Raw genomic sequence first — 24906 nt, forward strand, 5'->3', positions numbered from 1 at the left:
CATGACCGGAATTGAGGGGCGCAAAGATGGCCGACCATGGTCTGGTGAGCTCAATCACAGCTGTAACAAAAATTCTGGGTTCAGCGCCGCCCATCATTCCGGAAATCTTCAACGGAGGAACACGGTTAACTGGCCGCTACGTCAATGTTCCGTTTGATACATACATTCCGGCAATGAAAGAGCACGTCCTTGTAGCGCATTATTCAGGCGGAGGCCATACGTGGGCCAAGATTGACGGAAAGCGCCTGATGTACCCCACCTTCCCTGGCAGGATCACTTTTGTGCCGAGAGGGCATGATAGTGAACGGTCGACCAGCGCACCGTTTAAAGTGTCTAACACTTTTCTCTCACAAGATCGCCTCGTCGAATGCGCCAATCAGCTTAACTATAGCCGTGTCCCTGATTTGATCGATCGCCAGAACTTCTCAGATCCGAAGCTCTTCACGCTTCTCAATCTGCTGTGCGAGGAGGTCGAGTCGCGTGAAGCCGCATCTAGGCTATTCATCGAGCAGTTGTTGGATCTCATCTGCATCCAGTTGTTGCGCGGGCACTCTGTGTCCAGCCTACCCAATTTCAGTGCGCACGTTGGTCTTGCGCCCTGGCAGGCGCAACGGGTGCTTGACTATATGCGAGACAATCTGGACAGAGATATTGGACTCCAAGAGTTGGCTGATTTGACAAACCTGAGCCGGTCCCACTTCTGCGGTGCTTTTCGCAAGGCGACTGGCCGCACACCACATCAGTGGCTTATGAAACTCCGTATTCAAGCAGCGCGACAGTTGCTCGCCTGCTCTGCGCTGCCTATCGTCGAGATCGCCTTGAATGTAGGTTATCAGACGCACTCGGCGTTTTCGGTGGCATTTCGAAGATCTGTGGGTGTTACACCTCAAGAGTATCGGCGGCTGTATTCACGTTCATAGGCGCTGAATCGGGAATTCGATTACGTGCCGCACCGAACGCGTGAAATTAGGCCGGTCACCGCTCGCAAGCTGCGTATGTATGATTTTGAAGACACTGATCTCAGTATTTTCAGTTGTGGCATGGCTGGTGCCTTTGGCCAAAGATCGTTCGATGCTTTGCGCATAATTTTGCTGCTTGAGCAGCACCGCTTTTGGGCCGAGACGGTAAAGGTTCCATCGCTTCCGACGACCCCTCAATAGATCTGTACTTAGCCGCACGATTCGGATAGCAGCCGCAACTTTGGAAAAGCGACAAGGAGAGAATTCCTCCATACTCTGCTTCCGGTTTCCCTAGGGGGAGAGAATGTGATCACTTACAGGAATCGCATCTCGACAGATCAATGAACTTTTCATCTGGTTCCGCGGTCGAACAGAATGACGGCCTCCAGGTTTTATGGGGGGATAGCGAGCGCGTCTTCTGCCGAGGGTGGTGCCTGAACGACGATGGCAGCCGTAGTGCCGTTCTGGTCGTGCGACCCGCCATAGACCCCGCGCCGCCTGCCAGCCTTGATCGCCTCATTCACGAATATGCATTGAAAGATGCGCTAGATGGCGCGTCATCGGTTCGACCCTTGGCGCTCGATCGTGACAGCGGTCGGACTGCATTGATGCTTGAGAATTTCGATGGCGAGCCGCTCGATCGGCTGCTCGGCGCCCCTATGGAGGTGGAAAGCTTCTTGCGCCTTGCCATCGCCATCGCGGTAGCTGTGGGCAAGGTTCATCAATGTGGTCTCCTGCACAAGGATCTCAAGCCAGCCAATATCCTGGTGAACAGCACGTCCGGGGAGGTGAAGCTCACCGGGTTCGGTATCGCATCGCGCCTGACGCGTGAGCGCCAGTCGCCGGAGCCCCCCGAGATGATCGCTGGCACGCTCGCCTATATGGCGCCCGAACAGACTGGTCGCATGAATCGTTCAATCGATTCCCGCAGCGACTTATACGCACTTGGCATCACTTACTGCGAGATGCTCACGGGAGTTCTTCCGTTCACGGCGCTAGATCCCATGGAATGGGTGCACTGCCATATTGCGCGGAGGCCGGTCGCGCCGAGCGAGCGCTTGAAGCACATACCGGCACCGATCTCGGCCATCGTCATGAAGCTGCTCGCCAAGACCGCCGAGGACCGTTACCAGACAGCGGGTGGTGTCGAACGCGACCTGCGCCATTGTCTGGTCGAATGGGAAGCTCGCCGTAACATTGCCGACTTCCCGCTTGGCCAAAAGGACTCGCCGGATCGGCTGTTGATACCCGAGAAGTTGTACGGGCGCGAGCGCGAGGTCGAAACCTTGCTTGCCGCATTTGATCGTGTCGTCAGCGGTGGCGAGCTGGAACTCGTTCTGGTCGCAGGATACTCCGGAATCGGAAAGTCTGCGCTCGTAAACGAGTTGCACAAGGTCCTGGTGCCGACCCGTGGCCTTTTAGCTGCCGGCAAGTTCGATCAGTACAAGCGGGATATTCCCTATTCCACTCTGGCACAGGCCTTTCAAAGCTTAGTGCGGCTCCTGCTCAGCAAGAGCGACGCCGAGCTGGCCAACTGGCGCGACGCGTTGCTGGAGGCGCTGGACCAGAATGGCCAGCTAATGATCGACCTCGTCCCCGATCTGAAGTTCATCATCGGCGAGCAGCCCCCCGTTCCCACGCTTCCGCCACAGCAGGCGCAGAGCCGCTTTCAACTCGTCTTCCGGCGCTTCATCGGTGTATTCGCACGTCCGGAGCACCCCCTGGCGCTATTCCTAGATGATTTGCAATGGCTCGACACGGCGACGCTAGACCTCCTCGAGGATCTGTTGAATCAAACCGAGCTGCGGCACCTGCTCCTGATCGGCTCCTATCGGGACAACGAGGTCGATGCCGCGCATCCGCTGGGCCGCAAGCTCCAGGTTATCAGAAATGGTGACGCCAAGGTCAGCGAGATCACGCTTGCGCCGCTCGCAGGCGAGCATCTCGGGCAGCTGATCGCCGATGCTCTTCGCTGCGAGGCGGAACACGTCGCACAGCTTACTCAATTGGTGCGGGAAAGGACAGGCGGCAACCCATTCTTCGCCGTTCAGTTCATTTCCGCGCTTGCTGAAGAGGGATTGCTTCGCTTTGACCATGGGGCTGCTTGCTGGTCCTGGGATATCGATCGCATTCACGCCAAGGGGTACACCGACAACGTCGTTAACCTCATGGTCGAGAAGCTGACCCGTCTACCCGCTCCTACGCTGGCAGCGGTGCAACAGCTGGCCTGCGTCGGCAACACCGCTGAGATTGCGACGCTCTCCACTGCTTTCGGAATTTTGGAGGAGCAGGTACACGCTGATCTATGGGAGGCCGTTCGCCTGGAGCTTATCGAACGACGGAGGAACTCGTACAAGTTTATCCACGATCGGGTGCACGAGGCCGCCTATTCGCTGATTCCGGAAGCATCACGTGCACCAGCCCATCTACGAATCGGGCGCCTATTGGCAGAGCAGGTGCCTCCCGAGCAGCGACAGGAGACGATCTTCGAGATCGTCAATCAGCTCAACCGGGGCGCGGACCTGATCACCGGACAAGATGAGCGTGAACAACTCGCCGAGTTCAACCTGATCGCAGGCAGGCGCGCGAAGGCGTCGACGGCCTATACTTCGGCCTGCGGCTATCTGCGTTCCGGCATGAGCTTGCTAGGCGATTATGGTTGGACGAGCCGGTATGAGCTCACGTTCGGCTTGTGGCTCGAGCGCGCCGAGTGCGAGTACCTGAGCAAGAATTTCGAGGAGGCCGAGCGGCTCATCGCGGAACTGCTGGCAAGAAGCGCCTCAAAGGTCGACCAAGCCGCAGCCTACCGTATCAAGGTTACTCTCCACGTGCTGAAATCCGAGCATGTCGAAGCCATTGCCGCAGCTGTGGAGTGCCTCGATCTGTTCGGCATCAAGATTGCGCCCCATCCGCCTCGCGAGGAGTTGGACCGGGCCTATGCGGAAGTCATTCGCAAGCTCGACGGGAGGCCGATCGAATCGCTGGTCGAGCTCCCCCGTCTGACCGATCCCGATGTTGAGGCGGCGATGAGCATCCTCGCCACCATGTATGCCCCCGCCATTTTCACCGACGAGACCCTGTCATCCCTGCACCTTTGCCACATGGTGCTGCTGACGCTGGATTATGGGGTGACGGGCGCATCGGCTCCCGGACTGGCCACCTTCGGGATCGTGCTCGGGCACGACTTCGGGCGCTACGAGGAGGGCTACCGGTTCGCGATGCTTGCCCGCGCTCTGGTCAAGCGGCACCGCTTGGTTGCGAATGAGGCGATGACGCTGTGGGCCTTGGAGATCGTCAGCCTGTGGACACGGCCGGTGTCGGACGCCGTCGAGGCGATCCGGGCGGCATTCCGGACCGGCGTGGAGGCCGGCGATCTGCCGATGGCGTGCTATGCGTGCAATCACCTGATTACTGACCTACTCTTGCGCGGCGACCGGCTTGATGACGTTTGGGCCGAATCGGAGAGTGGCCTCGCGTTTGCCCGTCGTGCTCGCTTTCGAGACGTTGTGGACGTCCTTACCGGCCAGCAGCGATTCATGCTGGCGATGCGCGGGCAAACAAACGCCTTTGGACGCTTCGACGGTGACGACTTCGTCGAGGCTGCGTATGAGCAGTCGCTAACCCCCGACCGCGCAACCACGATGATCTGTTGGTATTGGATCATCAAGGCACAGGCCCGCTTCCTGTTCGGGAGCTTCGATGAGGCCCAGGCCAGCCTGCTGCGAGCGGCACCGCTGCTGTGGTCCTCACCGGGGCACATCCAGCTTCTCGACTACCATTTCCTTGCCGCGCTGACCGGCGCCGCGTTGGAGTCGACCCTGTCAGCCGTTGGCGCCGGCGAGCGCCGGGCCCGGCTTGCCGCGCATTGCGACCGGCTGGCGAGATGGGTGGAGAGCTGCCCGGCGAACTTCGCCGACAAGCACACGCTGGTCCGCGCCGAGCTTGCCCGGCTGGACAACGAGAATGACGCCGCCGCACGCCTTTACGAGGAGGCGATCCGCCTGGCGAAGGCGAACGGCTTCATCCAGATTGAAGGCATGGCCAACGAGCTCGCCGCGCGGTTCTACGTGGCGCGCGGCCTCGAGCAAATCGCCGGCCTTTACTTCCGCAACGCGCGGCGCTGCTATGCGCGCTGGGGAGCCCACGGCAAGGTGCGGCAGCTCGACGAGATGCATCCGCACCTCCTGAAGCAGGAAGCGGCGCCGGCGCCTACCAGCACTATGGGGGCCCCGGTCGAGCACCTGGACCTCGCCACCGTCATCAAGATTTCACAGGCCGTGTCAGGCGAGATGGTGCTGGAGAAGCTGCTTGATACGCTGATGCGCACGGCGCTCGAGCAGGCGGGTGCCGTGCGCAGCCTGCTGGTCCTTTCGCGCGGGGCCGAACTGCGGATCGTGGCCGAAGCTGCCGTCTCCGGCGACACTGTCGTCGTGCGGTTGCCGGATGAACCCGTAAGCCCGACCGCGCTCCCGTCATCGGTTCTCCAATTGGTCCTCCGCACGCAGGAAGGGCTCATTCTCCACGATGCCGCGATCGACCCTTCATTTGCCGGCGATACCTATATCCGGCAACATCAAGCGCGGTCCGTCCTCTGCCTTCCGCTTATCAATCAGGGGAAGCTGATCGGCGGGCTCTATCTGGAGAACAATCTGGCTCCTCACGTCTTCGTGCCGGCCCGGATTGCGGTGCTGAAACTGCTTGCCTCGCAGGCCGCGATATCTTTGGAGAACACCCGTCTCTACCGGGACCTTGCAGAACGCGAAGCACGAATCCGTCGCTTGGTCGATTCCGACGTTATCGGGATCGTCATCTGGCACATGGACGGACGCCTGATCGACGCCAATGATGCGTTTCTTCGCATGGTCCAGTACGGACGCGAGGATTTGAACGCGGGGCTTCGCTGGTTCGACATGACGCCGCCCGAATGGCAGGAGCGCGTCCCGCGCGAGCTGGAAGAGCTCAGGACCACCGGCACGATGCTGCCCTCCGAAAAGGAGTTCTTCCGGAAGGACGGCAGCAGGGTTCCTGTCTTGATCGGCGCAGCGTCTTTCGACGGCCAACCGGACCAAGGCGTCGCCTATATTCTCGACTTGACCGAACGCAAGCATGCCGAAGCCGAAGCACGCGAGAGCGAGCGGCGGTATCGCGAGACGCAGGCGGAACTGGCGCACGCCAATCGAGTCTCGACAATGGGGCATCTCACCGCTTCGATCGCGCATGAGGTGAGGCAACCTATCGCCGCAACGGTGGCGAATGCCGAGGCGGCGCTGCGCTGGTTGCGTCGCGATCCGCCGGACGTAGAGGAGGTCCGGCAGGCTCTTGCAAGCATAGTAGATGACGGAAACCGAGCGGCTGATATCGTCAGCCGAATCTACGACGCCGTAAAGAAGGCGCCGCCACGGAAAGATCTGTTGGAGATCAACGGAGCAATCCGCGAAGTGATTGAACTGACCCGTGGTCAAATTATAAATTGCGGTATTCTAGTGCGGACGACGCTCGTGAGCGGCCTACCGCTGGTCCAGGCGGATCGGGTACAACTGCAACAGGTAATCCTGAATTTGGTCGTTAACGCGATCGAGGCAATGAGCAATATCGGCGACGAGCCGCGAGAGCTGCTGATTAGCACTGGGATGGCCCAGACTGGCGGCGTGCTGGTCGCGGTGCGCGATTCAGGGCCGGGGCTGGCCCCATATGCTCTCGAACACATCTTCGATGCGTTCTATACGACCAAACCGAGCGGTATCGGGCTGGGTTTGTCGATCTGCCGTTCTATTGTCGAAGCACATGGTGGACGGTTGTGGGCGACAGGGAACGAGCCTCGAGGCGCGATGTTCCAGTTCACCATGCCTGCCCAAGATACCGCCGGTGACAACTGCGGATAGACTGATCGCGAGCGGCAACCTTCAGGTGCCGAATTCGACATTGTATGCCTTTATCTCCCGGCGAAATTTGCCGTGCTGAGCTTTGGGCCGCGCGGGGATTGCCAGAGGGCCGTTTCGTTTGAGTCACGCCGCCATGGCCGGCTCCTCCAGCATGGAGTGGCCGGCTGGCAGCATTGCGAACACATTGGTGCAGCGCGCGATCGAATACCTGCGCCGTGTGGCGAGCCGGCTGCAGAGGGAGCCGATTAAGCGTCGCATTACACTTCAATATGATCCGCTGTTCCCAAAGTACGATGGCTACTCGTGTGCGAAGATTGCAGCATGGAAGTGCGAGCAAATTGCAGAGATAGGCGAATTCCTCGCGCAAAGAGGCAACAAAATGAATGTCTTCAAGCATTTTACCGCAACTGCTGGCGACGAGTACATCACGAGTCTGAAGCAAGCCAGCGATTTCCAGGCAGCACTGCTTGGTATGGCAGGTCACGATCTGCGCCAGCCGCTCCATGTCATCCAAAGCGCCTACGAGTGGCTGGAAAGTCGTGTTGGCTCAACGTCCGAGAAGGCGCGGCTGGAACGCGGCGAGCGCGCGATTGCCAGATTGACCGAGCAACTGGATCGCCTCGTGGGGGCGTTGCGCCTCTATGAGTATACCAAGGGCATCGAAGCGTCGCCGATCGCTTTGTCGCCGTTGTTGGCACGGGTTGGCGATGAGAGCGATGACGCGGCCTTTGAAAAAGATATTGACCTGCGGATTTGCCAGACAACTGTACAGGTAATGAGCCATCCCGTGTTGCTGGAGGGCATCCTGCGCAATCTGGTGCGCAATTCCCTCAAGTACACGGAGCCTGGGGGACGCATTCTGATCGGCTGTCGTCGGTCGGGTCCCGAGGTGCGGGTGGACGTCTACGATACCGGCATCGGCATAGCGCCAGAGCACTTGGTTCGGATATTCGAAGCCTTTCAGCGCCTCGACTCAGCGCAGAATCACGGCCTGGGTATTGGGCTTTTCGTCGTAAGGCGAGCGGTGGAACTGCTCGGGCACCGCATTGAGGTCAGTTCCGCTGTGTCGTGCGGCACGCGCTTTTCCGTGTTCGTGCGCAGCGCCCCACCCAAGCGGCAGACGTGCTAACCGCGAGATCGCGAGAGCCGCCGCAATCGGTGAGCGGCGCTAGCGCAACAGCTTAAGAATCTCCATCGTCGCAATGAGACGCCGGACAAGGGCTCCAGACAACCATCGAACATTCGAGGAGAAACTCCATGTTTGAAACAGAGAACGCTTCGCCGGCGGTAAAACTGGCCTTATTGGAAGAGCGTCTGCTGTCGGCCGCGCTGAGTCCCGACGATTTCCTGACAGAGGCCGCGGAGGCCGGCGTGCCGCGAGCGGAGGCGTTGGATGCCGCTGCCAGGTTTTTGGCCATCGCCGCTAACCAGTCGCGCCTGCGACAGACCCTTAAATCCTCCTACGACTACATCGTCATCGGCTCGGGCGCATCCGGTTCGGTCGTTGCCAGCCGTCTCGCCCAGCGGACGGATGCGCAGGTTCTGTTGCTGGAATCCGGCGGCAGCGACCTGCAGCCAGGCGTTCTAATCCCGGAGACCTGGTTCTACAATCAGACAGGCCCATTCGACTGGAATCTCGCTGGGGAACCGGCCGTAAGCGTCAACAATCGGCAGGTCGTGCAGGCCGCCGGTCGCGTGCTCGGCGGCAGCACCAGCATTAACGGCATGGTGTGGGCGCGCGGGCATCGGAATGACTTCGAGGATTGGGCGCAGCTCAGCGGTGATGCGGAGTGGGGCTATGACCATGTGCTGGATATCTATCGTCGGATAGAGGATTGGCGTGGCACACCCGATCCGGCGCGTCGGGGGAGGGGAGGCGAGGTCTTTGTCCAGCCCGCGCCCGACCCGCATCCCATCGCTCCGGCATTCTTAAAGGCTGCCGAGGCGCTCGGCATTCCTACTTTCGCCGACCAGAATGGGGTGATGCAGGAAGGCGGCGGCGGGGGCGCCATCACCAATGTCCGTATTCGCGACGGAATGCGGCTGAACACCACGGCCTCCTATCTCTATCCCGTGATGGACCGTCCGAACCTGACGGTGCTCACCGACGCGCATGTCGTGCGCCTGGTCATGCGTGGAAAAGGGGCGGCGGGCGTTGAATTCGATTGGCAGGGCGAGCGGCGGCGGATCGATGCGTCGTCGGAGACAATCGTCTGCGCAGGTGCGTTGCAGACGCCGAAGATCCTCATGCTCTCCGGCATCGGCGATCGTAAGGACCTACAAAGATTCGGCATCGACAGCACCGCGGATCTGCCCGGTGTGGGTCGCAATCTTATGGATCATCCCATCATCGGCGCGGGCTTGTGGGAAGCGCACGAGCCGATCCCGCCGCGCAACAATGCGGCCGAGGCCAATCTGTTCGCCAAGAGCGTGCCTGATCTGCCGACTCCGGACCTACATCTTTGGTTGATCGAAGTCCCCTATCTCTCGGAGGTGACCGGGCGCCACGCAGTTCCCAACAGCTGGTCGATCAGCCCGGGTCTGGCGCGGCCGGAAAGCCGCGGTTCCCTCCGCCTGAAATCCGCTGATCCGCGCGATGCGCCGGAAATCAACGCCAACATGCTGTCCCACCCGCGCGACCTGGCCGCGCTGCGCGCGGCGATGAAGCTGGCGCGCGACATCGGCAACAGCGAGGAGATGAAGCCTTTCGTGAAGCGGGAGATCCTGCCGGGTCCGCTCGATGACGAGGCGCTGGACAATTTGATCCGCGATGGCGCGATGTCGATGCACCATCCTGTCGGCACCGCGCGAATGGGCCAGGACGATATGTCCGTCGTCGACGCTCAACTCCGGGTGCACGGCGTCGGGAAACTGCGCGTCGCCGACGGCTCGATCATGCCGCTGATCTCGACCGGCAACACGCAGGCGCCGTGCGTCATCATCGGCGAGCGCATGGCGGAAATCCTCACGCGCTGAGCATTCGTTCCCTCTCTGGAAGGAGGGCCGAAGGGACGGGAGAATGCCGGCCGCCCCCACCATCTCGCCTGAGGCGGTTCTCCTACGTCCCTCAACTCGGCTGAGGCTATTGCCTCACCGGCACGCAGCGCAAGGAAGGACGTTCCCGCTCGACGACAGACGCCGAATAGAGAAGCCCGCCATGACCGCCTCTCTGACGGAATTTGCAAACCCTCAGCACTCCACCTCAATGGGTTCCCGGATCATACCTTCGGGTTATCTATTTCGTGGCTTCGCCATGCTACGATCCTGTGTCTCTCCGCAGATACAGGGGCTACAATGGCGCGCGAAGTGAGCAATGAGGCGATTGTATACATCATTGATGATGATGAATCGCTGCGCCTCGCACTCGACCGCGTGTTCCGTTCTGTCGGACTGGAAACACGAACCTACGGAACCGCGCGTGAATTCATCGAGGCTGTCCGGCCGGACCTGCCCGGGTGCGTTGTCCTCGACGTTCGGTTGCCTGGGATCAACGGCCTCGACCTTCAAAGGCAGCTTGGCGATCTAGGCATCCGCCTACCGGTGGTATTGATAACGGGCCACGGCGATATTCCCATGTCGGTCCAGGCAATGAAGGCCGGTGCCGTGGACTTCCTGCCGAAGCCGTTTCGCGACCAGGACATGCTCGACGCGGTGGCCGCGGCGATCGACCGAGATCGGGTGCGGCGTGCCGACGAGAGCGACAGCGTCGAGATACGGGAACGATTCGCCACTTTATCTCCCCGTGAACAGCAGGTGATGATGCTGGTGACCGCAGGTAAGATGAACAAGCAGGTCGCGGGAGACCTTGGCTTGAGCGAAGTGACCGTCAAAATCCATCGGGGTGCTGCGATGCGAAAAATGAGCGCCCGCACCCTCGCCGATCTCGTGCGCATGGCCGATGCCTTGAAGTCCAACGTTTCCTGAACGCCGTGCACCAGGACAGATCAACACCTTCAATATACCAAGAATGTTGCGCTCGTGCATGTCGGGCAGCCGGACGATATTGCAGGATCGTTCTCTTCTTCGCAAGCAACGACGCCCACTTCGTTACTGGCGGCGAGGTGGCCGGTGATGGCGAGCAATCTGCGGGACGCGCCGACTACGAGGACTTGCCGAAATAGCATGAGCAAAACGTTCGACGATATCGGTTTGCACCGCGGAACACTCTCGTCGATCTCGTCCGCAAGGCTGATGCCTTGAAATCGAGCACTTCCTAATATGCGGCTTTAACACTTAGGTACGATTTCGGATGAGCCAGGCTTGTGCCACGACGGGAATGCTCTGCCCGTATACCTGAGGGTCGGGAAACAGAAAGGATGCCGTGTGGTTGCGGAAGCTTTGATATCCATTATCGACGACGACCTGTCCCTGCAAAGTGCGCTTGTCAGGTTGGTCCGCTCGCTTGGATATAGCGCGCGTGGTTTCGCATCCGCAGAAGAATTCCTCGAAACGGGCTTCATGCCGAAATCTTCCTGCGTCATCACGGATATCCACATGCCGGGCATGAGCGGTATCGATTTAATGCGTGTCTTGGAGAAGCGTGGGAGCTGCATACCCGTCATCCTGATCACGGCACGTACCGAGACTGTCCTTGAAGAGAACGCTGTTGCAAGCGGCGCCCACTGCTTTCTCAGAAAGCCGATTGACACTGAGGTTCTCAGTGTATGTATCGAACGAGCACTTAAGCCGTGAGATACAAAACAAGCTGCTTGGTTGAACCGCGGTTCGCTTGGACTTCAAACGGGAGCCGCCCTCGCACGGTCTCAGGTTTACGTGCATCCTAATGCAAATCAGAACGAGTTGCCTTACGAACTGAGGCAACGGATCGACAGAACGATCACGGGCAGCGTGATTCCCGGCTCCGCGCCGTTACGCAAGCAGGGACGAGTTTCATGCACCCTCACTCGGATACGAACGAGCTTCCGGACAAGCTGCGGGTACTCGCTCTTTTTCCAGTAGAACCTCTTATAATTCCATCATTTCTCTAGTGTCTGAAATTACAACTATGAAGGCGCGGCTTGGATGGGCTCCAGGCCGCGCCGGCAGTTCGTTCGGACAGATCAAAGTATACACCGTTCAGACTAAGGCGTTACCGGAACTCCCGAACGTAGAATGGAGTGGCTTGGAACAGGTCGTGTAGGTTGGCGGAGATGACCACGATCAATCAGGGAGATAGACCATGCGTGATTCCATCATCGCTTTCGCTGCTCTGGCGGCAGCCTCCTCCGCGACCGGACCGATTGCCGCCGCCGAGGAGAATAAGCCGACAATCGTTCTGGTCCACGGTGCTTTCGCCGATTCATCGAGCTGGGACGGTGTCACCAACCTATTACTTAAGAGTGGCTACCCCGTTGTCGCCGTCGCCAATCCGCTGCGCAGCGTGTCCTCCGATGCCGGATATGTGGCGAGCGTGGTCGAGAGCATCGACGGCCCGGTTGTTCTTGTTGGCCACTCCTATGGCGGCGCAGTGATTTCGGCGGCGGCTAATGGTGCCGAGAACGTGAAGTCGCTGGTCTATGTTGCCGCCTTCGCTCCCGAAGCTGGCGAATCGGCGGCCGATCTGAGCGGCAAGTTCCCCGGAGGCACACTCGGCGAAGCGCTTGCTGCTCCCGTCAAACTCGCGGACGGAAATGTCGATCTCTACATCGATCAGGCCAAATTCCACGGCCAGTTCGCCCAGGATATTCCCGCCGAACAAGCCGTGCTGATGGCCGCAGGCCAGCGCCCAATAACCGAAGCGGCGCTGACCGAAAGTGCGGGGGAGCCGGCCTGGAAAGCTCTGCCGTCTTGGTTCGTCTATGGCGAGGCAGACAAGAACATTCCTGCCCAAGCCTTGGGCTGGATGGCCGAGCGAGCACAGTCGAAGGGAACGGTTGCCGTCGATGGCGCCTCCCATGTCGTGATGGTTTCCCATCCCGACAAGGTGGCTGAAATCATCGAGCAAGCGGCGGCAAACTGAGACAAAGGCACCGACGGGGCGTAATGCCGACGGTGCCTTGCCATCGTTTCATCTGCCGGGCAAAAGCGGCCTGTCTGGAATACGACCCCGAAGCGCCATCATCGCTGGAGCGACGCTTTATTTCGTTGTTCGAAGAGCGCTGCCACGAACGCTTTTACCAATCGTGCCTTCTGGGCGTCCGGCCTGAAGAGAAGATAGTAGCGAAAACTGACACGCGGCTCGAATGGTCGGACCGCAAGCCCGCGCTCCACGAATCCATGAACCGTGAACGGGCTCACGAAACCAATGCCGACTCCGGCCAGAGCCAAAGCGCAAACGGTAGAGGAACTCGGTGTCTCGACGATGTAATCAGGTTCCACATCTTCGGCGCGAAGCGCCTCATCGATACGATTGCGGGCGCGGTCCTCGGGGGCGAGGCCAACAATTTGGTGGTCGCGGAGGTCGGCCGGCCGAATGACTTCAAGCGAAGCCAACGGATGGCCGGCGGGAATGGCACAGACGACCGAAAAGTTGCCGAAGAGCTGCGAGTCGAGGCCGGATAGATCCACCTCATCCGCTGCCAGCCCGACATCGAACTGACCGTCCATCACGAGGTTTCGGACATTGGAGGAGGAAAGCACCTGAAGGGTGACCTTGATTCTCGGGTTACGGGTCAAGAAGGAGTGGATTGCGTTGGGTACAAGCTCCGCACCGAGCGCGGCCAAGCTCGCCACACGTATGCTTCCCGAGCCATAGTCGCGGATCGTGGCGGCGGCGGCACGCAGGCGATCGAGTCCTTGGAAACTGGTATCCACCTCGCGAAAGAAGAGCTGGCCTTCCGGCGTTGGTACGAGACGGCCGCGCACCCTGTCGAACAGCGCAAAGCCTACAGCCGCCTCCAGCTCGGCGATGTTGCGGCTCACTGCCGGCTGCGTGACCTGCATGAGTTCGGCCGCACGCACGGTGGAACCCGTCGTCATAACCGTACGAAACGCCTCAAGCTGACGAAAGTGCACCTTAGAGGCCTCCTGCCAATAAGTTTATTGCATAGAGTTATGCCGCCAGATCAATTGTTTTTCTAGGGCAGCCGATATCTCCTGTCCTCATTCACGACAGGAGTTCCAATGCGCGATCAGACCCGCACCGTTATCCCCCCCGAAGCCTCGACCGAAGGTTTCGCAAGTCTGAGCGTCCCGACCTATCGCGCCTCAACGATTTTGTTCAGCGATGCCGAATCCTATGCGGCGCGCGGCCAACGGGGACTCGATGGCTACTCCTACGGGCTCCATGGGACCCCCACGAGCCGCACGCTCGAAGCTCAGTTGACGGAGCTGGAAGGCGGCGCGCGGACGGTGCTCGTGCCGTCGGGCCAGTCTGCCATCGCGGTCGTCATGCTGACCGTGCTCATGCCGGGCGACACGGTTCTCATTCCCGATACCGTCTATCCGCCCGTAACCGGCTTCTGTGCGAACTATTTGAAGCCGCGCGGCATCAACCATCGCATCTACGATCCGATGGCGGGCGGCAGCATAGCGGACCTGATCGACGAGACGACAAGGCTCGTTTGGGTGGAATCACCAGGTTCGACGACCATGGAGGTTCAAGACGTTCCGGCGATCGTTGCGGCCGCCCATGCCAAGGGTGCTTATGTCGGCTGCGACAACACTTGGGCGACACCGCTTCTGTTCAAGCCGCTCGCGCATGGCGTCGATTTCTCGATGCATGCATTGAGCAAATATGCCGGTGGGCATTCCGATCTCCTTCTTGGCTCGGTGACGGTCTCCGATCTGGAGCTGCGCAAATGCCTGCGCGACACCATGCGCATGCTAGGGCTCGGCATTTCGCCGGACGACGCGAGCCTCGTTCTGCGCGGCCTCCAGACCATGGGCGTCCGCCTGGCCCATGTGGGGAAGGTCTCGCTAGACATAGCCAAACGGCTCGCCGCACGACCCTCCATAGGGGAAGTTCTCCATCCGGCACTCCCCAACTGTCTCGGCCACGAATTTTGGGCGCGCGATTTTGCCGGCTGTTCGGGGCTCTTCAGCGTCGTCCTGCCGGCGAGCGCGGAAACACGTCTGGGCGACGCTTTGTCCAAGCTCAAGATATTTGCGGTCGGCTCGTCCTTCGGTGGCACGCGCAGCCTGATCGCACCGATGTCAGTCAAGGCGCATCGTGCCCTTCCTGAAAAACCGCAAGAGGGAACCATCCTGCGCATTAGCATCGGGCTCGAAGATCCCGAGGATCTTTGGGCGGACCTCGTGACGTTGTTCGATGCTTTGCGCGAACCGCAGGAAATGGCTCGCGCATTGTGAGCCATTTCACCAAAAAAGAGGGGAAACACCATGCAAAAAAATCTCAAGATGTCCTTCCGAATACTTCTTCTCGCGTCGTCTGTGCTCGCCGCCACACCGGCGCTCGCACAGTCCACCCTGGAAGCCGTCAAGGAACGCGGTCATATTATCTGTGGAGCCAGCCAGGGCACGGTCGGTTTCGGCTCGCCGGATGAGGATGGCTACTGGCGCGGCCTTGATGTCGAGACCTGCCGCGCGGTTGCCGTCGCGGTCTTCGGCGACAAAGATGCCGTCGAATTTGTGCCGTTGTCAGGGCAGCAGAGGATTCCCGCGCTTCAGACGGGCGAGATCGACATTCTACCGCGCACGCTGACCTGGACCCTGCGTCGTGACGCCAACGGCATCAATTTCACGACTCCGACTTACTACGAATTCACCGGCTTCATGATGCCCAAAGCGCTCGGCATCGAAAGGGCCGAGGATATGGCGGGCGCATCCGTTTGCGTGCAGACCGGATCGACGACGGAGGTCGTGGTCAACGACGTCTCCACGAAACTGAATCTCGATCTTCAAACGGTGATCTTCGATAATGTTGCCGCGACGCGGCAGGCGTTCTTCAGCGGCCGTTGCGATGCCCTAATCACCGACGCTGCCGCATTGGCGTCCGTTCGCGCGACCCAGGCAGACAACCCCGACGACTACGTCATCTTTCCGGCCACCCAATACATGGATGCCCTCACGCCGGCTGTTCGCCACGGAGACGACCAGTGGCTCGACGTCGTCACCTGGTCCATCCAGGCGCTGACCGCGGCGGAGCTTTTCGGCATCACGCAGGAGAACGTGGATGACATGCTCAACTCGGAGGATCCCCGCGTAAAGCGCTTCCTCGGCGTCGAGGCGGGCAATGGTGCGGCTCTCGGCCTTAACGAGGACTTCGCTTACACGATCGTCAAGCAGCTCGGGAACTACGGCGAAATGTTCGACCGGAACCTGGGCATGGAAAGCCCACTCAAGATCGAGCGCGGACCCAATCGCCTCTATAAGGATGGTGGCCTGATGTTCCCGCTGGTGTTCCAGTAGACGGAGACGGGCAATGCTGACCAGACTCTGGGACAATGAGCGCTTTCGCAATTGGTTCGGCCAGCTGCTCCTGGCCGCGGCGTGCCTATCGCTGATCGCCTGGATCTACACCAATACAGTCGGCAACCTGGCAAGCCGCGGCATCAAGGTGGGGCCGGAATTCCTCTTCCGGCCCGCCAATTTTCCGATCTCGGAAAGCATTCTGCCCTACAACCCGTCCGATCCGTTCTGGTGGGCCTATGTGGTGGGTCTGGGCAACACCGTCTTCATCTCGGTTCTGGCGATTGCCTTCGCCACGGTACTTGGACTCGTGGTCGGTCTTGCCCGGCGGTCCGGCCATCCACTTGTCTCCGCGATCGCCGGCACCTTCGTCGCGATGATGCGCAACATGCCGCTAATCGTGCAGTTGCTTTTCTGGTACGCTTTGGCAACGACCACATTTCCCGCGCCCCGTGAGGCGTGGAACCCGCTGCCGGGCGTGTTCCTGACATTACGAGGTGTCTATATTCCCGGCTTTCAACTCGGTCCCTCTGGCGCGCTGTTCGTCTCGCTTGCGCTGCTTGGGCTCGTGGCGGCTGTATTTGCTGCGCCGATGCTGAACAGGCGGCTGAATCTCGGTGTCACTCTTTCGCTGCTTTCCACCCTCTCAATCTACGTCCTCTGCATTAGCCTCTTGTGGACGGGGCTCGACCTGCAGCCGCTTGCGACATGGCCCGAACTACGAGGCCTCAATTTCGTCGGCGGTTTCCGCCTCTCGGCCGAGTTCACGGCGCTGATGCTCGGCCTTGTGATCTATACGTCGGCCTTCATCGGCGAGATCATTCGCGGCGGCATCGATGCCGTATCCAAAGGTCAGTGGGAGGCTGCGCGTGCGCTGGGGCTGAGGGAGCGCCAGACGCTCTTCAAGATCATCATGCCGCAGGCGCTGCGCGTGATCATCCCACCGCTGACAACGCAATATCTGTCGACGGTCAAGAACACGACGCTCGCGCTTGCCGTCGGCTTTCCCGAACTGGGGCTGATCGTCGGCACGGTCATCAACCAGACGGGCCAGGCCATCGAGAGCATCCTGATCTTGCTCGCCGTCTTCCTGAGCGTCAGCCTTTCCGTGTCTTTCTTCATGAACTGGTATAACGCGCGCGTGGCGCTGGTGGTGCGGTGATGGCGGTCTATGCGCACAGCAGTCCAACGGCAGCCGAGATGATGCCGCCGCCGGTGCGCCGGACACCGCTTCGCGAAGTCTTTTTCGGAGATCTCTTCAGCGCTTGTCTCAGCGTTGCGGCGATAGGCTTGCTGTGGTCGCTCCTGCCGGCGCTCAACTGGGCTACGCTCGACGCGGTATGGGTGACGGATGATCCCGGCGAATGCCGCGCAGGCGGTGCATGCTGGGCGTTTATCGCCGACAAGCTCCGCTTCATTCTCTTTGGCATCTATCCGCCCGAGGAACAGTGGCGGCCGCTTCTGGTGATCGGCCTCATTCTGGGCATGACGCTGATCTCCCTTCCGCCGAAGGCGTGGAGCACAAAACTGCTCGCCGGCTGGATCGCTGCGATCGCGGCAATGCTGGCGCTGATGTGGGGTGGCTTCGCCGGCATGAGTTTCGTTCCCACCGGAAAATGGGGCGGGCTGCCGGTCACGCTTCTCCTGGCACTCCTATCTTTGAGCCTCGCTTTTCCGCTTGCCGTCGTACTTGCGCTCGGCCGGCGCTCGAACCGCGTGGTGCCGCGTCTGTTGTCTGTGCTGAGCATCGAGATCGTACGCGGACTCCCACTGGTGGGCCTGCTCTTCGTCGCCTCCATCATGCTGCCGCTGCTGCTGCCTCAGAGCTGGACAATAGACAAGCTTGGAAGAACGCTCGCCGCGCTCACGATCTTTGCCGCCGCCTATCTGGCGGAAGTGATCCGCGGCGGTTTGCAGGGCGTGCCGCAGGGGCAAGGAGAGGCCGCCGAGGCGCTTGGCATCCCGCGCTGGAAGATCGTCTGGCACATCATCCTGCCGCAGGCGATCCAGAAGGTCATACCGCCGCTCACCAACACCGCGATTGTGATGGTCAAGAACACCAGCCTCGTGCTCATCGTCGGCGTTTTCGACATGCTGAGCGCGGGACGTTCGGCCGCAACCGATCCTGAATGGCCCGCCCCCTTCGCCGAAAGCTACATCTTCGTCGGCGCGATCTACTTCCTGATCTGCTTCGGAATATCGCTCTATTCGCGCTGGCTGGAGGAAGGCATCCATAGCCGGGAGTACAAATGATGCATGCACCGCAAACCGCCACGACTGGATCCGCCATCCGCATCGAAGGCGTCGACAAATGGTTCGCCAGTTTTCACGCCCTGAAGGCAGTGGATCTCGATGTGGCCGCCGGCGAGCGCATCGTTGTCTGCGGCCCGTCCGGTTCGGGAAAATCAACCCTCATCCGCTGCATCAATCGCCTGGAATCGCATCAGCAAGGCCGGATCGTTGTCAACGGGGTGGAGCTGAATGAAAGCCTCAAGAACATAGACGCGGTGCGACGCGATGTCGGCATGGTCTTCCAGCATTTCAACCTCTTCCCGCACCTCACGGTTTTGGAAAACTGTGCCCTTCCGCAGATCCTGTCGCGCGTCACGCCGCGGCGTGATGCCGAGGAAAAGGCGATGACGCTGCTTGAGCGCGTGCGTATTCCGGAGCAGGCGCAAAAATATCCGGGACAACTCTCAGGCGGCCAACAACAGCGCGTAGCGATTGCCCGCGCCTTGTGCATGAACCCCAGGGTGATGCTTTTCGACGAGCCAACCTCGGCGCTCGACCCGGAGATGGTGAAGGAGGTGCTCGAGGTGATGGTGAGCCTGGCCGAGGAGGGCATGACGATGATCGTGGTGACTCACGAGATGGGGTTCGCCAAAGAGGCTGCCGACCGCGTCGTCTTCATGGATCAAGGGCGCGTTGTGGAGATCGCCGAACCACGGGTTTTCTTCGACAGCCCCAAGCATGAGCGCACGCGCCACTTTCTAAACCAGATCATTCATTGACTGGTCTTCACACCCAACCTGAGCTACCGCCCTGCTGTGGGTTCGCTTTCAACAAAACGTACGCCCTTGGCCTGCCATCCACCTAATGTTGCCAACGGTTCCGGCAAACGCATCTTCAACGTGCGGCTTCAGCTGAACAGCGCACTGGATGCGCCAGCATTGCGCGGTCTCGGTGCTTGCGTGGATGTTTATATGATCAGGGCAAAGGGCAGACGCGAGCGATTTGAATATTGATTAGCTGTTCTAGTTTTGGCGTCAGCTGAACGGCGGCTGATTGGCGCTTTCGTTCTGATAGCAAACCGGCAGCTTCCGGCCAGCAGGTGCCAATTGATTTCCGTTTCGCGCCCCATGTCGGTCGTTCAGGCAATGTTGGCGATCTCTTGAAAGCTGCCGGTCCGTTCAGGGTCAATAAGCTGTCCATGACAGGGTGGGAAGCGGCTCTCCCTCTATCTGGAAAGAGCACAGAAATTTGACATCGCGGAAATGACGCCATCGGCAAAATCATCCAACGATGTCATCAGATCGAGGCCGGTATAAGGTGTTGTCGACGCGAAGCGCCGATGCGATACTTAGACAAGGGGAACGATTTAGGGGCGGACGTGACGAAGCCAGCAACGCGCATCGTCGAACTCGAGGACAACGAACTCGAAGAATTCGTCGAGATATACGCCGAACGGAAATCGAAAGACTACGTCGAAGTCGAGCGTGTTGGTGCGGCCAATGATAAGGGCCGGGACGTGATAGGATTCCTCTCGCGCGCCCGCCACGAGGGCGAGTGGGACCTTTACCAGTGCAAACGGAAGACGCGCGGCTCGAAGCTCCGGATCGGCGAGGCTATGGCGGAACTGGGCAAGGTCTTCCACCATCATGCGGCCGGCGCCTATGCGACGCTGCCGCGACGGTACGTCTTCGTTTCGCCGCGAGGCATCGACGGCTCGTTGACCACGCTGTTGCAGAATCCGTCCCGAATAGGGACGGCGCTGCTGGAGACTTGGGACAAGCATTGTCGAACAAGGATAACCGCCCGGAAACCCGTCGAGCTCACGTCGGAAATCCGGGCCTCGATCGAGGGCTATGATTTCTCGGCAGTCGAGTGCCTGACGGCTCCGAAGCTGGCCAAGGATCCCGCCGCGCTTCCGGCTCTTGTCCAGGTACTGGGCCTGCCGCCCGGCGAAGCGCCCGAAGGCGAAACGCCCGACGAAGTCAGCGACACTGAGCTGACATATCTGACTCAGCTTCGGGAAGTCTATGCGTGTTCGGCCGGATCGGACTTCGCGACACTGGACGACGTCTTTGCCGACCCCAAGTTTGGAGAGCACGTTAGGATCCAGAGGCAGCGCTATTATCAGGCATGCGCGTTCCGCGACTTCCACCGTGACAATACGGCGGCCAGATCGGTCGACGTATTCAAGAACGACATCTTCCATTTACTGATCGACGTCTATAACGAGGCGCATCCGTCGCCCTTGGCGAGGATCGATGCGGTGATGAAGCACGCGGGGGCGGCACCCGCAGGAATCCTAGGCACCATGGCCCGACCTCCCGTGAAGCAGGGCACGTGTCATCACCTCGTCTCGGACGGAAGAATCAGGTGGAGCCCATGAGCGCGAGCATTTCGGACCTATATCATACGCCGCTCGAAGCCGGGATCCGTGCCGTGGTCGTGCTCGAGCATCTGCGGCCGATTACCGCCGACCTGAGCGAGGTCGTCCTTTATGATCACGTCGTCGTCCACGCCTCCGACGTTGGCGGACCGATGTCGCTTCACGCCGCGGTTAGCGGCCGTAGAGGCGAACTGCTCGTTCGGCGCGGAATTGTGGAAGCAGGACTCGATCTTATGCGCAGATGCCACCTGTTGGAGAAGGTCGCTGACGATGAGGGATTCGCGTGGCGAGCCTCTGAGGAGGCGGCGGCGTATGTCGAGCTGCTCGAATCCTCCTACTCTGAAGATTTGAAGACCTGCGCGGGCTGGCTGGCAGGACAGGTGCGGGAACTATCAAAGGCCGGGTTCAAGTCCATGGTCGTCGGTCATATCGGGGAATGGACCGAGAGTTTCGGGCATGGCACCTCCCAGGCAGGCGCCTGACATGTCACCGCCTCGGTTCATTATGCGTCACCTCGCCTTCACCGGCCCGGATAGAGAGGCCGTAGACCTCGACTTTGCGCCGGGATTAACGGTGGTCTGGGGTGGCTCGCAGGCTGGCAAATCCTTCGCCGTCAAAGCGCTTGACTACATGTTTGGAGGCGGGTCCGCCCTCCCGGGCTTGACCGAGGCCGTCGGATACGACAGGTGCTGGCTGGAAATGGATCTGCCGAAAAGCGGTCGGATTACTCTCGCCCGTTCGTTGTCGAAAGGCGGGTACGAGCTTTTCGAGGGTGAGTTTGAGCAGGCACTTGGCCGGAAGAGTGATCGCACACTGGCCGAAAACCACACCACCAAGAAGGAGAGCCTTTCGACTTTCCTGCTTGGAGAACTCGGCGTCGGCGACACGGAAATCGCCAGGACTCTGACTGGAGACAAGGCGACGTTCACGATCCGGCATTTCGCCAGCTACCTCTTTACGGAAGAGACCCCGATGATCGCGGAGGAAAGCCCGATCGTCGTCGATCGCCAAAGCAGCGACACCTTTAACAAGAACGTCCTGAAGTTCATCCTCACGGGCGTCGACGACAAGTCGATGGTGAAGGTGCCCGATACCAAGCAGCAGAAACAGACGAACGCTGGCCGCATCGAGATCATCGAAGAGATGCTGAACACGGCAGTCGCGGAACTCGCCGCCATGTATCCCGACGTCGAGGATTTGACGACCTTGAAGCTCAACGAACAGGCCGAGCGGCTAGATGCGACGCTGGAAGCCTTTAAATCGAACCTGGCTGCGGGGCATTCCACTCTCGACGCGCTCTCCATGGATCGTCGACGGCTGGTGTCCGAGCGCGATGAACTGACGGAAAGAGCGGACGAGGCAGTCCTGACCATCGAGCGGTTCGAGCTGCTTGCCACGAGCTTCGCAAGCGATATCCGAAGGCTCATAATGTTAGAGGAGGGAGCAGCGGCCCTTATGGCCGGAGCGAAGCGTCCCTGCGTCTTGTGTGGCGCTGATCCCGAACATCAGCATGTCGAACACGGGTTCGAGGCCGTCGAAACTTCCCAAAAGGCCGTGTCGGCGGAATTGCGTAAAGTCCGCGCCGAAAGCGCCGGGCTGACGAAAGCGATCACTTCACTACAAGCCGAAGCGGTCGGGATGCAGAGGCGGATCGCCTCCCTTTCCCGTGACATCGAAGTAAAGGACGGGGAGATCGAGACAGCACGGGAAGCTGCCGTAAAGACGCGTGAACACTACGAGGCTATCGATGCTGCCCGAAAGAAGCTCTATGACGCGATGTCCGTTGAGAGACGCATTAGTGGACTTCGGATCCGCCAAGCAGAGCTGGCAAAGTTTAAGCCGAAAGGGATCGCCAAAGGAAGCGTCGTCGCCGGTGTGGGTACCGTTATTGGAGATGAGCTCGCGGCAGCAGTGGAGGACATCTTCAGGAAGTGGAAATATCCGGGGGAACCCCGCATCACTTTCCATGAGCAGACGCATGATATCCTACTGAACGGGAAGCAGCGTAATGCCAACGGTAAGGGTGTGAGGGCGCTGCTGAATGCGGCGTTCAAGATCGGAGTTATGGATGTCTGCCGGAAGCGTGAGTTGCCGCATCCCGGTATTGTCGTCCTCGACAGCCCGCTTCTCAGCTACCGCGACCCGCTGAAGTCGAAACACAAAGAACTCAGCGCGGACGAAGCGACCGTAGCCGCGGCAGGTCTAAATGTTCACTTCTACAACTATCTGATCGAACGCTCCGACGATGCGCAGTTCATAATTATCGAGAACCAAGATCCGCCATTCCCGCTTCCGGACGGCGTGCGCGAGCACATCTTCGCAGGCGAGCACGGCAACGCGGGCAGGCGCGGACTGTTCTGATCCGGTTAGTGGGTGCTTGTGCCAAGGATTGTAGCGCACCAGCAGACGGCAGCTCCCCACTAGATTTTGATCGCTGGATCGATCCACGCAGCGATCCTGGCCAGAATGTTCTTGAACTCAGGATGCGTTGCCTCCCACGCGGGCTCGGACAGTTTCGCCAGCACCACGTCCGGTGTGGCCTTACCGGTAGTCACGCCGAAGCAGCGCTCGAGATCCCGGGCCACATTATCTGTAGATCGGCAACACCCTTGTGCTTGTCGATCTTCTGTCGGGCCTTCAGTGTCATCGGCTTGATGCTGCCATCAGGCAGCAGGTCCTCGTCTGTCACCGCGCACCAACGGATACCAAGCTTGCTGGAGATGGAAGTGAAAGCGGGAATGGCGCCGACGTCGCCGCACGGGGTAATACTCACCGATCGCCCATCGTAATCCATGCTCGTCTTGTCGAAACCCAACCGGGTGGCGAATCCATCGTCCTTCCCTTCGCAGAAGATAGCGGCGGTGCTGAACAGGAAGTCGTGGGCGCCGCGCTCGTCGAGCTTTGACTGCAGCTTCGCCTCAGGATCGATCTGATCGGTATGCACCGTCCCGCTAGTCACCTTTCCGGCGTGGCGCACCAGCCGGTGGATTACCTGCTTCTCGTCGAAGCTCACGAGTTCCGGGGAATGCGTCGAGAGCACGATGACCCAACCCTTCGCGGCGAGCTCGCCCAGCACCTTACGGATGCGCCGGCGAAGATGAGGGTGAAGATGCGTCTCTGGCTCCTCTAGTAGCAGCACAACCCGATCCTTGATCAATTCCTTGAACTCGGTCAGGGCCTCTAGCGCTGCCAGACGGATCACGGCCTGCCATCCATCGCCCATGCTACGGAGGGGTGTTGGCGCGCTCTGCGGATCGGTCGCCAATGAGATCGCCAGCTGTTGGGCGAGCCAATCCTCGATCACCTGCGTGCTTGGCTTGAGATCGATCTGCGCCGGCGCACCTACGTAGCGCCCGAAGATAGCCTCGAGCTTGGGCTTCATCTCCTTCTGCCAGAAGGGGAAGTCGTCGACCGCTCGCCGGAAGAAGCCATACGCCGCATGAAGCGCATCCGGCATCTTGCGCTGACCGCCGGGCACTTCCAGTACCCAGTTGTCCACGAGGAAGCGCTGCGCCAGCAGCTTCGACAGCTTCTGGATTGGCCCAGTCTTCCAGACGTAGAGGGAGACCTCGATGTTCTGCGGCTTGAACAGCCAGACCTCGGGAGTGAAATCGTAGATGTCGTCGAGACGGGCGTTCACGACTCGGTAGTTCACGTCGTGCTCGGCGAACCGCTCCTTGTCCCCAGCCTTCAGCGGGGACCGGTGCGACATAGTGATGGTCTTCATCGCGGCGTCTAGAAGCGTCCGGCTGTGGCTGATCTTGCCTGCCCGTGTGATCTTGCCCTTCACCTGCAAGCCGTGGACCACGTGCACGTCGCCGATACCGTGCACCGCCGGATAGCCTTCTTCCCGTTCGGCCTGGAACAGCACCTGGACGAGAAATTCCGAGGCGCGGTTGCCCTTGAGGTCGGTGTAAAAGTCGGTTTCCTCGGGAGACCACTGGTTGAACGAAGGATTGTTCAAGGCCAACGCGATCGCCGCAAGCACCGTCGACTTACCGGCGTTGTTGGAGCCGATCAGAACAGTTGGGAAGCCCTCACGCAGATTGATCTCGAGCTGGTCAATGCCGCGGAAGGATTTGATGACGACCTTCGACAATTTATAATCGATTGGCATTCGCCCCCCCAAGACTCGTGCCAC

At 60.0% G+C, this 24906-nt stretch carries 17 protein-coding genes; 15 read left to right on the plus strand and 2 right to left on the minus strand.

The features are described 5' to 3' along the window. Positions 1-26 precede the first annotated feature (26 nt). From C5748_RS12945 to C5748_RS12980, 7 genes are all read left to right on the plus strand, one after another. The gene (locus tag C5748_RS12945; RefSeq protein ID WP_105742349.1) at positions 27-920 is read left to right on the plus strand and encodes a helix-turn-helix domain-containing protein; all 894 of its coding nucleotides are present in this window, start codon (positions 27-29) and stop codon (positions 918-920) included. A 380-nt stretch (positions 921-1300) separates the two neighbouring features. Continuing rightward, on the plus strand, positions 1301-6841 hold the full coding sequence (locus C5748_RS12955; protein WP_105742351.1) for a trifunctional serine/threonine-protein kinase/ATP-binding protein/sensor histidine kinase: 5541 nt from the start codon (positions 1301-1303) through the stop codon (positions 6839-6841). Between the two features lie 133 nt (positions 6842-6974). Further along, positions 6975-7970: a sensor histidine kinase gene (locus C5748_RS12960; protein ID WP_105742352.1), complete on the plus strand. Its 996-nt coding sequence runs from the start codon at positions 6975-6977 to the stop codon at positions 7968-7970. A 128-nt stretch (positions 7971-8098) separates the two neighbouring features. Beyond that, a complete protein-coding gene (locus C5748_RS12965) occupies positions 8099-9817 on the plus strand; it encodes a GMC family oxidoreductase (RefSeq protein WP_105742353.1) in 1719 nt (572 codons plus the stop codon). Positions 9818-10135: 318 nt separating this feature from the next. Next, positions 10136-10765, plus strand: coding sequence for a response regulator transcription factor (locus C5748_RS12970; protein WP_105742354.1), 630 nt, complete (start codon positions 10136-10138; stop codon positions 10763-10765). A gap of 399 nt (positions 10766-11164) precedes the next feature. Continuing rightward, the gene (locus tag C5748_RS12975) at positions 11165-11533 is read left to right on the plus strand and encodes a response regulator transcription factor (protein WP_245429077.1); all 369 of its coding nucleotides are present in this window, start codon (positions 11165-11167) and stop codon (positions 11531-11533) included. Positions 11534-12020: 487 nt separating this feature from the next. Next, positions 12021-12800, plus strand: coding sequence for an alpha/beta fold hydrolase (locus C5748_RS12980; RefSeq protein WP_105742355.1), 780 nt, complete (start codon positions 12021-12023; stop codon positions 12798-12800). A 98-nt stretch (positions 12801-12898) separates the two neighbouring features. Here the strand turns inward: C5748_RS12980 and C5748_RS12985 are convergent, their stop codons facing one another. After that, on the minus strand, positions 12899-13795 hold the full coding sequence (locus tag C5748_RS12985; protein ID WP_105742356.1) for a LysR substrate-binding domain-containing protein: 897 nt from the start codon (positions 13793-13795) through the stop codon (positions 12899-12901). Positions 13796-13903: 108 nt separating this feature from the next. Here C5748_RS12985 and metC point away from each other — a divergent pair, with 108 nt between their 5' ends. From metC to C5748_RS13025, 8 genes are all read left to right on the plus strand, one after another. Continuing rightward, the gene (gene metC / locus C5748_RS12990) at positions 13904-15091 is read left to right on the plus strand and encodes a cystathionine beta-lyase (protein ID WP_105742357.1); all 1188 of its coding nucleotides are present in this window, start codon (positions 13904-13906) and stop codon (positions 15089-15091) included. 30 nt (positions 15092-15121) lie between these two features. After that, the gene (locus C5748_RS12995; protein ID WP_425350244.1) at positions 15122-16150 is read left to right on the plus strand and encodes an amino acid ABC transporter substrate-binding protein; all 1029 of its coding nucleotides are present in this window, start codon (positions 15122-15124) and stop codon (positions 16148-16150) included. Between the two features lie 13 nt (positions 16151-16163). Then, complete coding sequence (locus C5748_RS13000) at positions 16164-17312, plus strand: amino acid ABC transporter permease (protein WP_105742358.1); 1149 nt, start codon at positions 16164-16166, stop codon at positions 17310-17312. Further along, positions 17312-18403: an amino acid ABC transporter permease gene (locus C5748_RS13005; protein WP_105742359.1), complete on the plus strand. Its 1092-nt coding sequence runs from the start codon at positions 17312-17314 to the stop codon at positions 18401-18403. The genes C5748_RS13000 and C5748_RS13005 overlap by 1 nt, the downstream gene beginning before the upstream one ends. Next, positions 18400-19161, plus strand: coding sequence for an amino acid ABC transporter ATP-binding protein (locus C5748_RS13010; protein ID WP_105742360.1), 762 nt, complete (start codon positions 18400-18402; stop codon positions 19159-19161). Before C5748_RS13005 ends, C5748_RS13010 begins: the two co-directional genes overlap by 4 nt. 599 nt (positions 19162-19760) lie before the next feature. Next, positions 19761-20765, plus strand: a complete 1005-nt coding sequence (locus tag C5748_RS13015) for an ABC-three component system protein (protein WP_146119515.1) — start codon at positions 19761-19763, stop codon at positions 20763-20765. After that, complete coding sequence (locus C5748_RS13020; RefSeq protein WP_105742362.1) at positions 20762-21247, plus strand: ABC-three component system middle component 2; 486 nt, start codon at positions 20762-20764, stop codon at positions 21245-21247. The genes C5748_RS13015 and C5748_RS13020 overlap by 4 nt, the downstream gene beginning before the upstream one ends. A gap of 1 nt (position 21248) precedes the next feature. After that, positions 21249-23126, plus strand: coding sequence for a coiled-coil domain-containing protein (locus tag C5748_RS13025; RefSeq protein WP_146119516.1), 1878 nt, complete (start codon positions 21249-21251; stop codon positions 23124-23126). A 190-nt stretch (positions 23127-23316) separates the two neighbouring features. On the opposite strand, the gene C5748_RS13030 is transcribed toward C5748_RS13025, so the two are convergent. Next, complete coding sequence (locus tag C5748_RS13030; protein ID WP_105742364.1) at positions 23317-24882, minus strand: ATP-dependent nuclease; 1566 nt, start codon at positions 24880-24882, stop codon at positions 23317-23319. Positions 24883-24906: the final 24 nt, after the last annotated feature.

Origin of the sequence: Phyllobacterium phragmitis, assembly GCF_002980495.1 — a bacterium.
Lineage (GTDB): Bacteria > Pseudomonadota > Alphaproteobacteria > Rhizobiales > Rhizobiaceae > Paramesorhizobium > Paramesorhizobium phragmitis.

Coding starts and splice junctions, on each gene's coding strand:
- C5748_RS12945 (WP_105742349.1), top strand. CDS start 27: ATGGCCGACCATGGTCTGGTGAGCTCAATCACAGCTGTAACAAAAATT.
- C5748_RS12955 (WP_105742351.1), top strand. CDS start 1,301: ATGAACTTTTCATCTGGTTCCGCGGTCGAACAGAATGACGGCCTCCAG.
- C5748_RS12960 (WP_105742352.1), top strand. CDS start 6,975: ATGGCCGGCTCCTCCAGCATGGAGTGGCCGGCTGGCAGCATTGCGAAC.
- C5748_RS12965 (WP_105742353.1), top strand. CDS start 8,099: ATGTTTGAAACAGAGAACGCTTCGCCGGCGGTAAAACTGGCCTTATTG.
- C5748_RS12970 (WP_105742354.1), top strand. CDS start 10,136: ATGGCGCGCGAAGTGAGCAATGAGGCGATTGTATACATCATTGATGAT.
- C5748_RS12980 (WP_105742355.1), top strand. CDS start 12,021: ATGCGTGATTCCATCATCGCTTTCGCTGCTCTGGCGGCAGCCTCCTCC.
- metC (WP_105742357.1), top strand. CDS start 13,904: ATGCGCGATCAGACCCGCACCGTTATCCCCCCCGAAGCCTCGACCGAA.
- C5748_RS12995 (WP_425350244.1), top strand. CDS start 15,122: ATGCAAAAAAATCTCAAGATGTCCTTCCGAATACTTCTTCTCGCGTCG.
- C5748_RS13000 (WP_105742358.1), top strand. CDS start 16,164: ATGCTGACCAGACTCTGGGACAATGAGCGCTTTCGCAATTGGTTCGGC.
- C5748_RS13005 (WP_105742359.1), top strand. CDS start 17,312: ATGGCGGTCTATGCGCACAGCAGTCCAACGGCAGCCGAGATGATGCCG.
- C5748_RS13010 (WP_105742360.1), top strand. CDS start 18,400: ATGATGCATGCACCGCAAACCGCCACGACTGGATCCGCCATCCGCATC.
- C5748_RS13020 (WP_105742362.1), top strand. CDS start 20,762: ATGAGCGCGAGCATTTCGGACCTATATCATACGCCGCTCGAAGCCGGG.
- C5748_RS13025 (WP_146119516.1), top strand. CDS start 21,249: ATGTCACCGCCTCGGTTCATTATGCGTCACCTCGCCTTCACCGGCCCG.
- C5748_RS13030 (WP_105742364.1), bottom strand. CDS start 24,882: ATGCCAATCGATTATAAATTGTCGAAGGTCGTCATCAAATCCTTCCGC.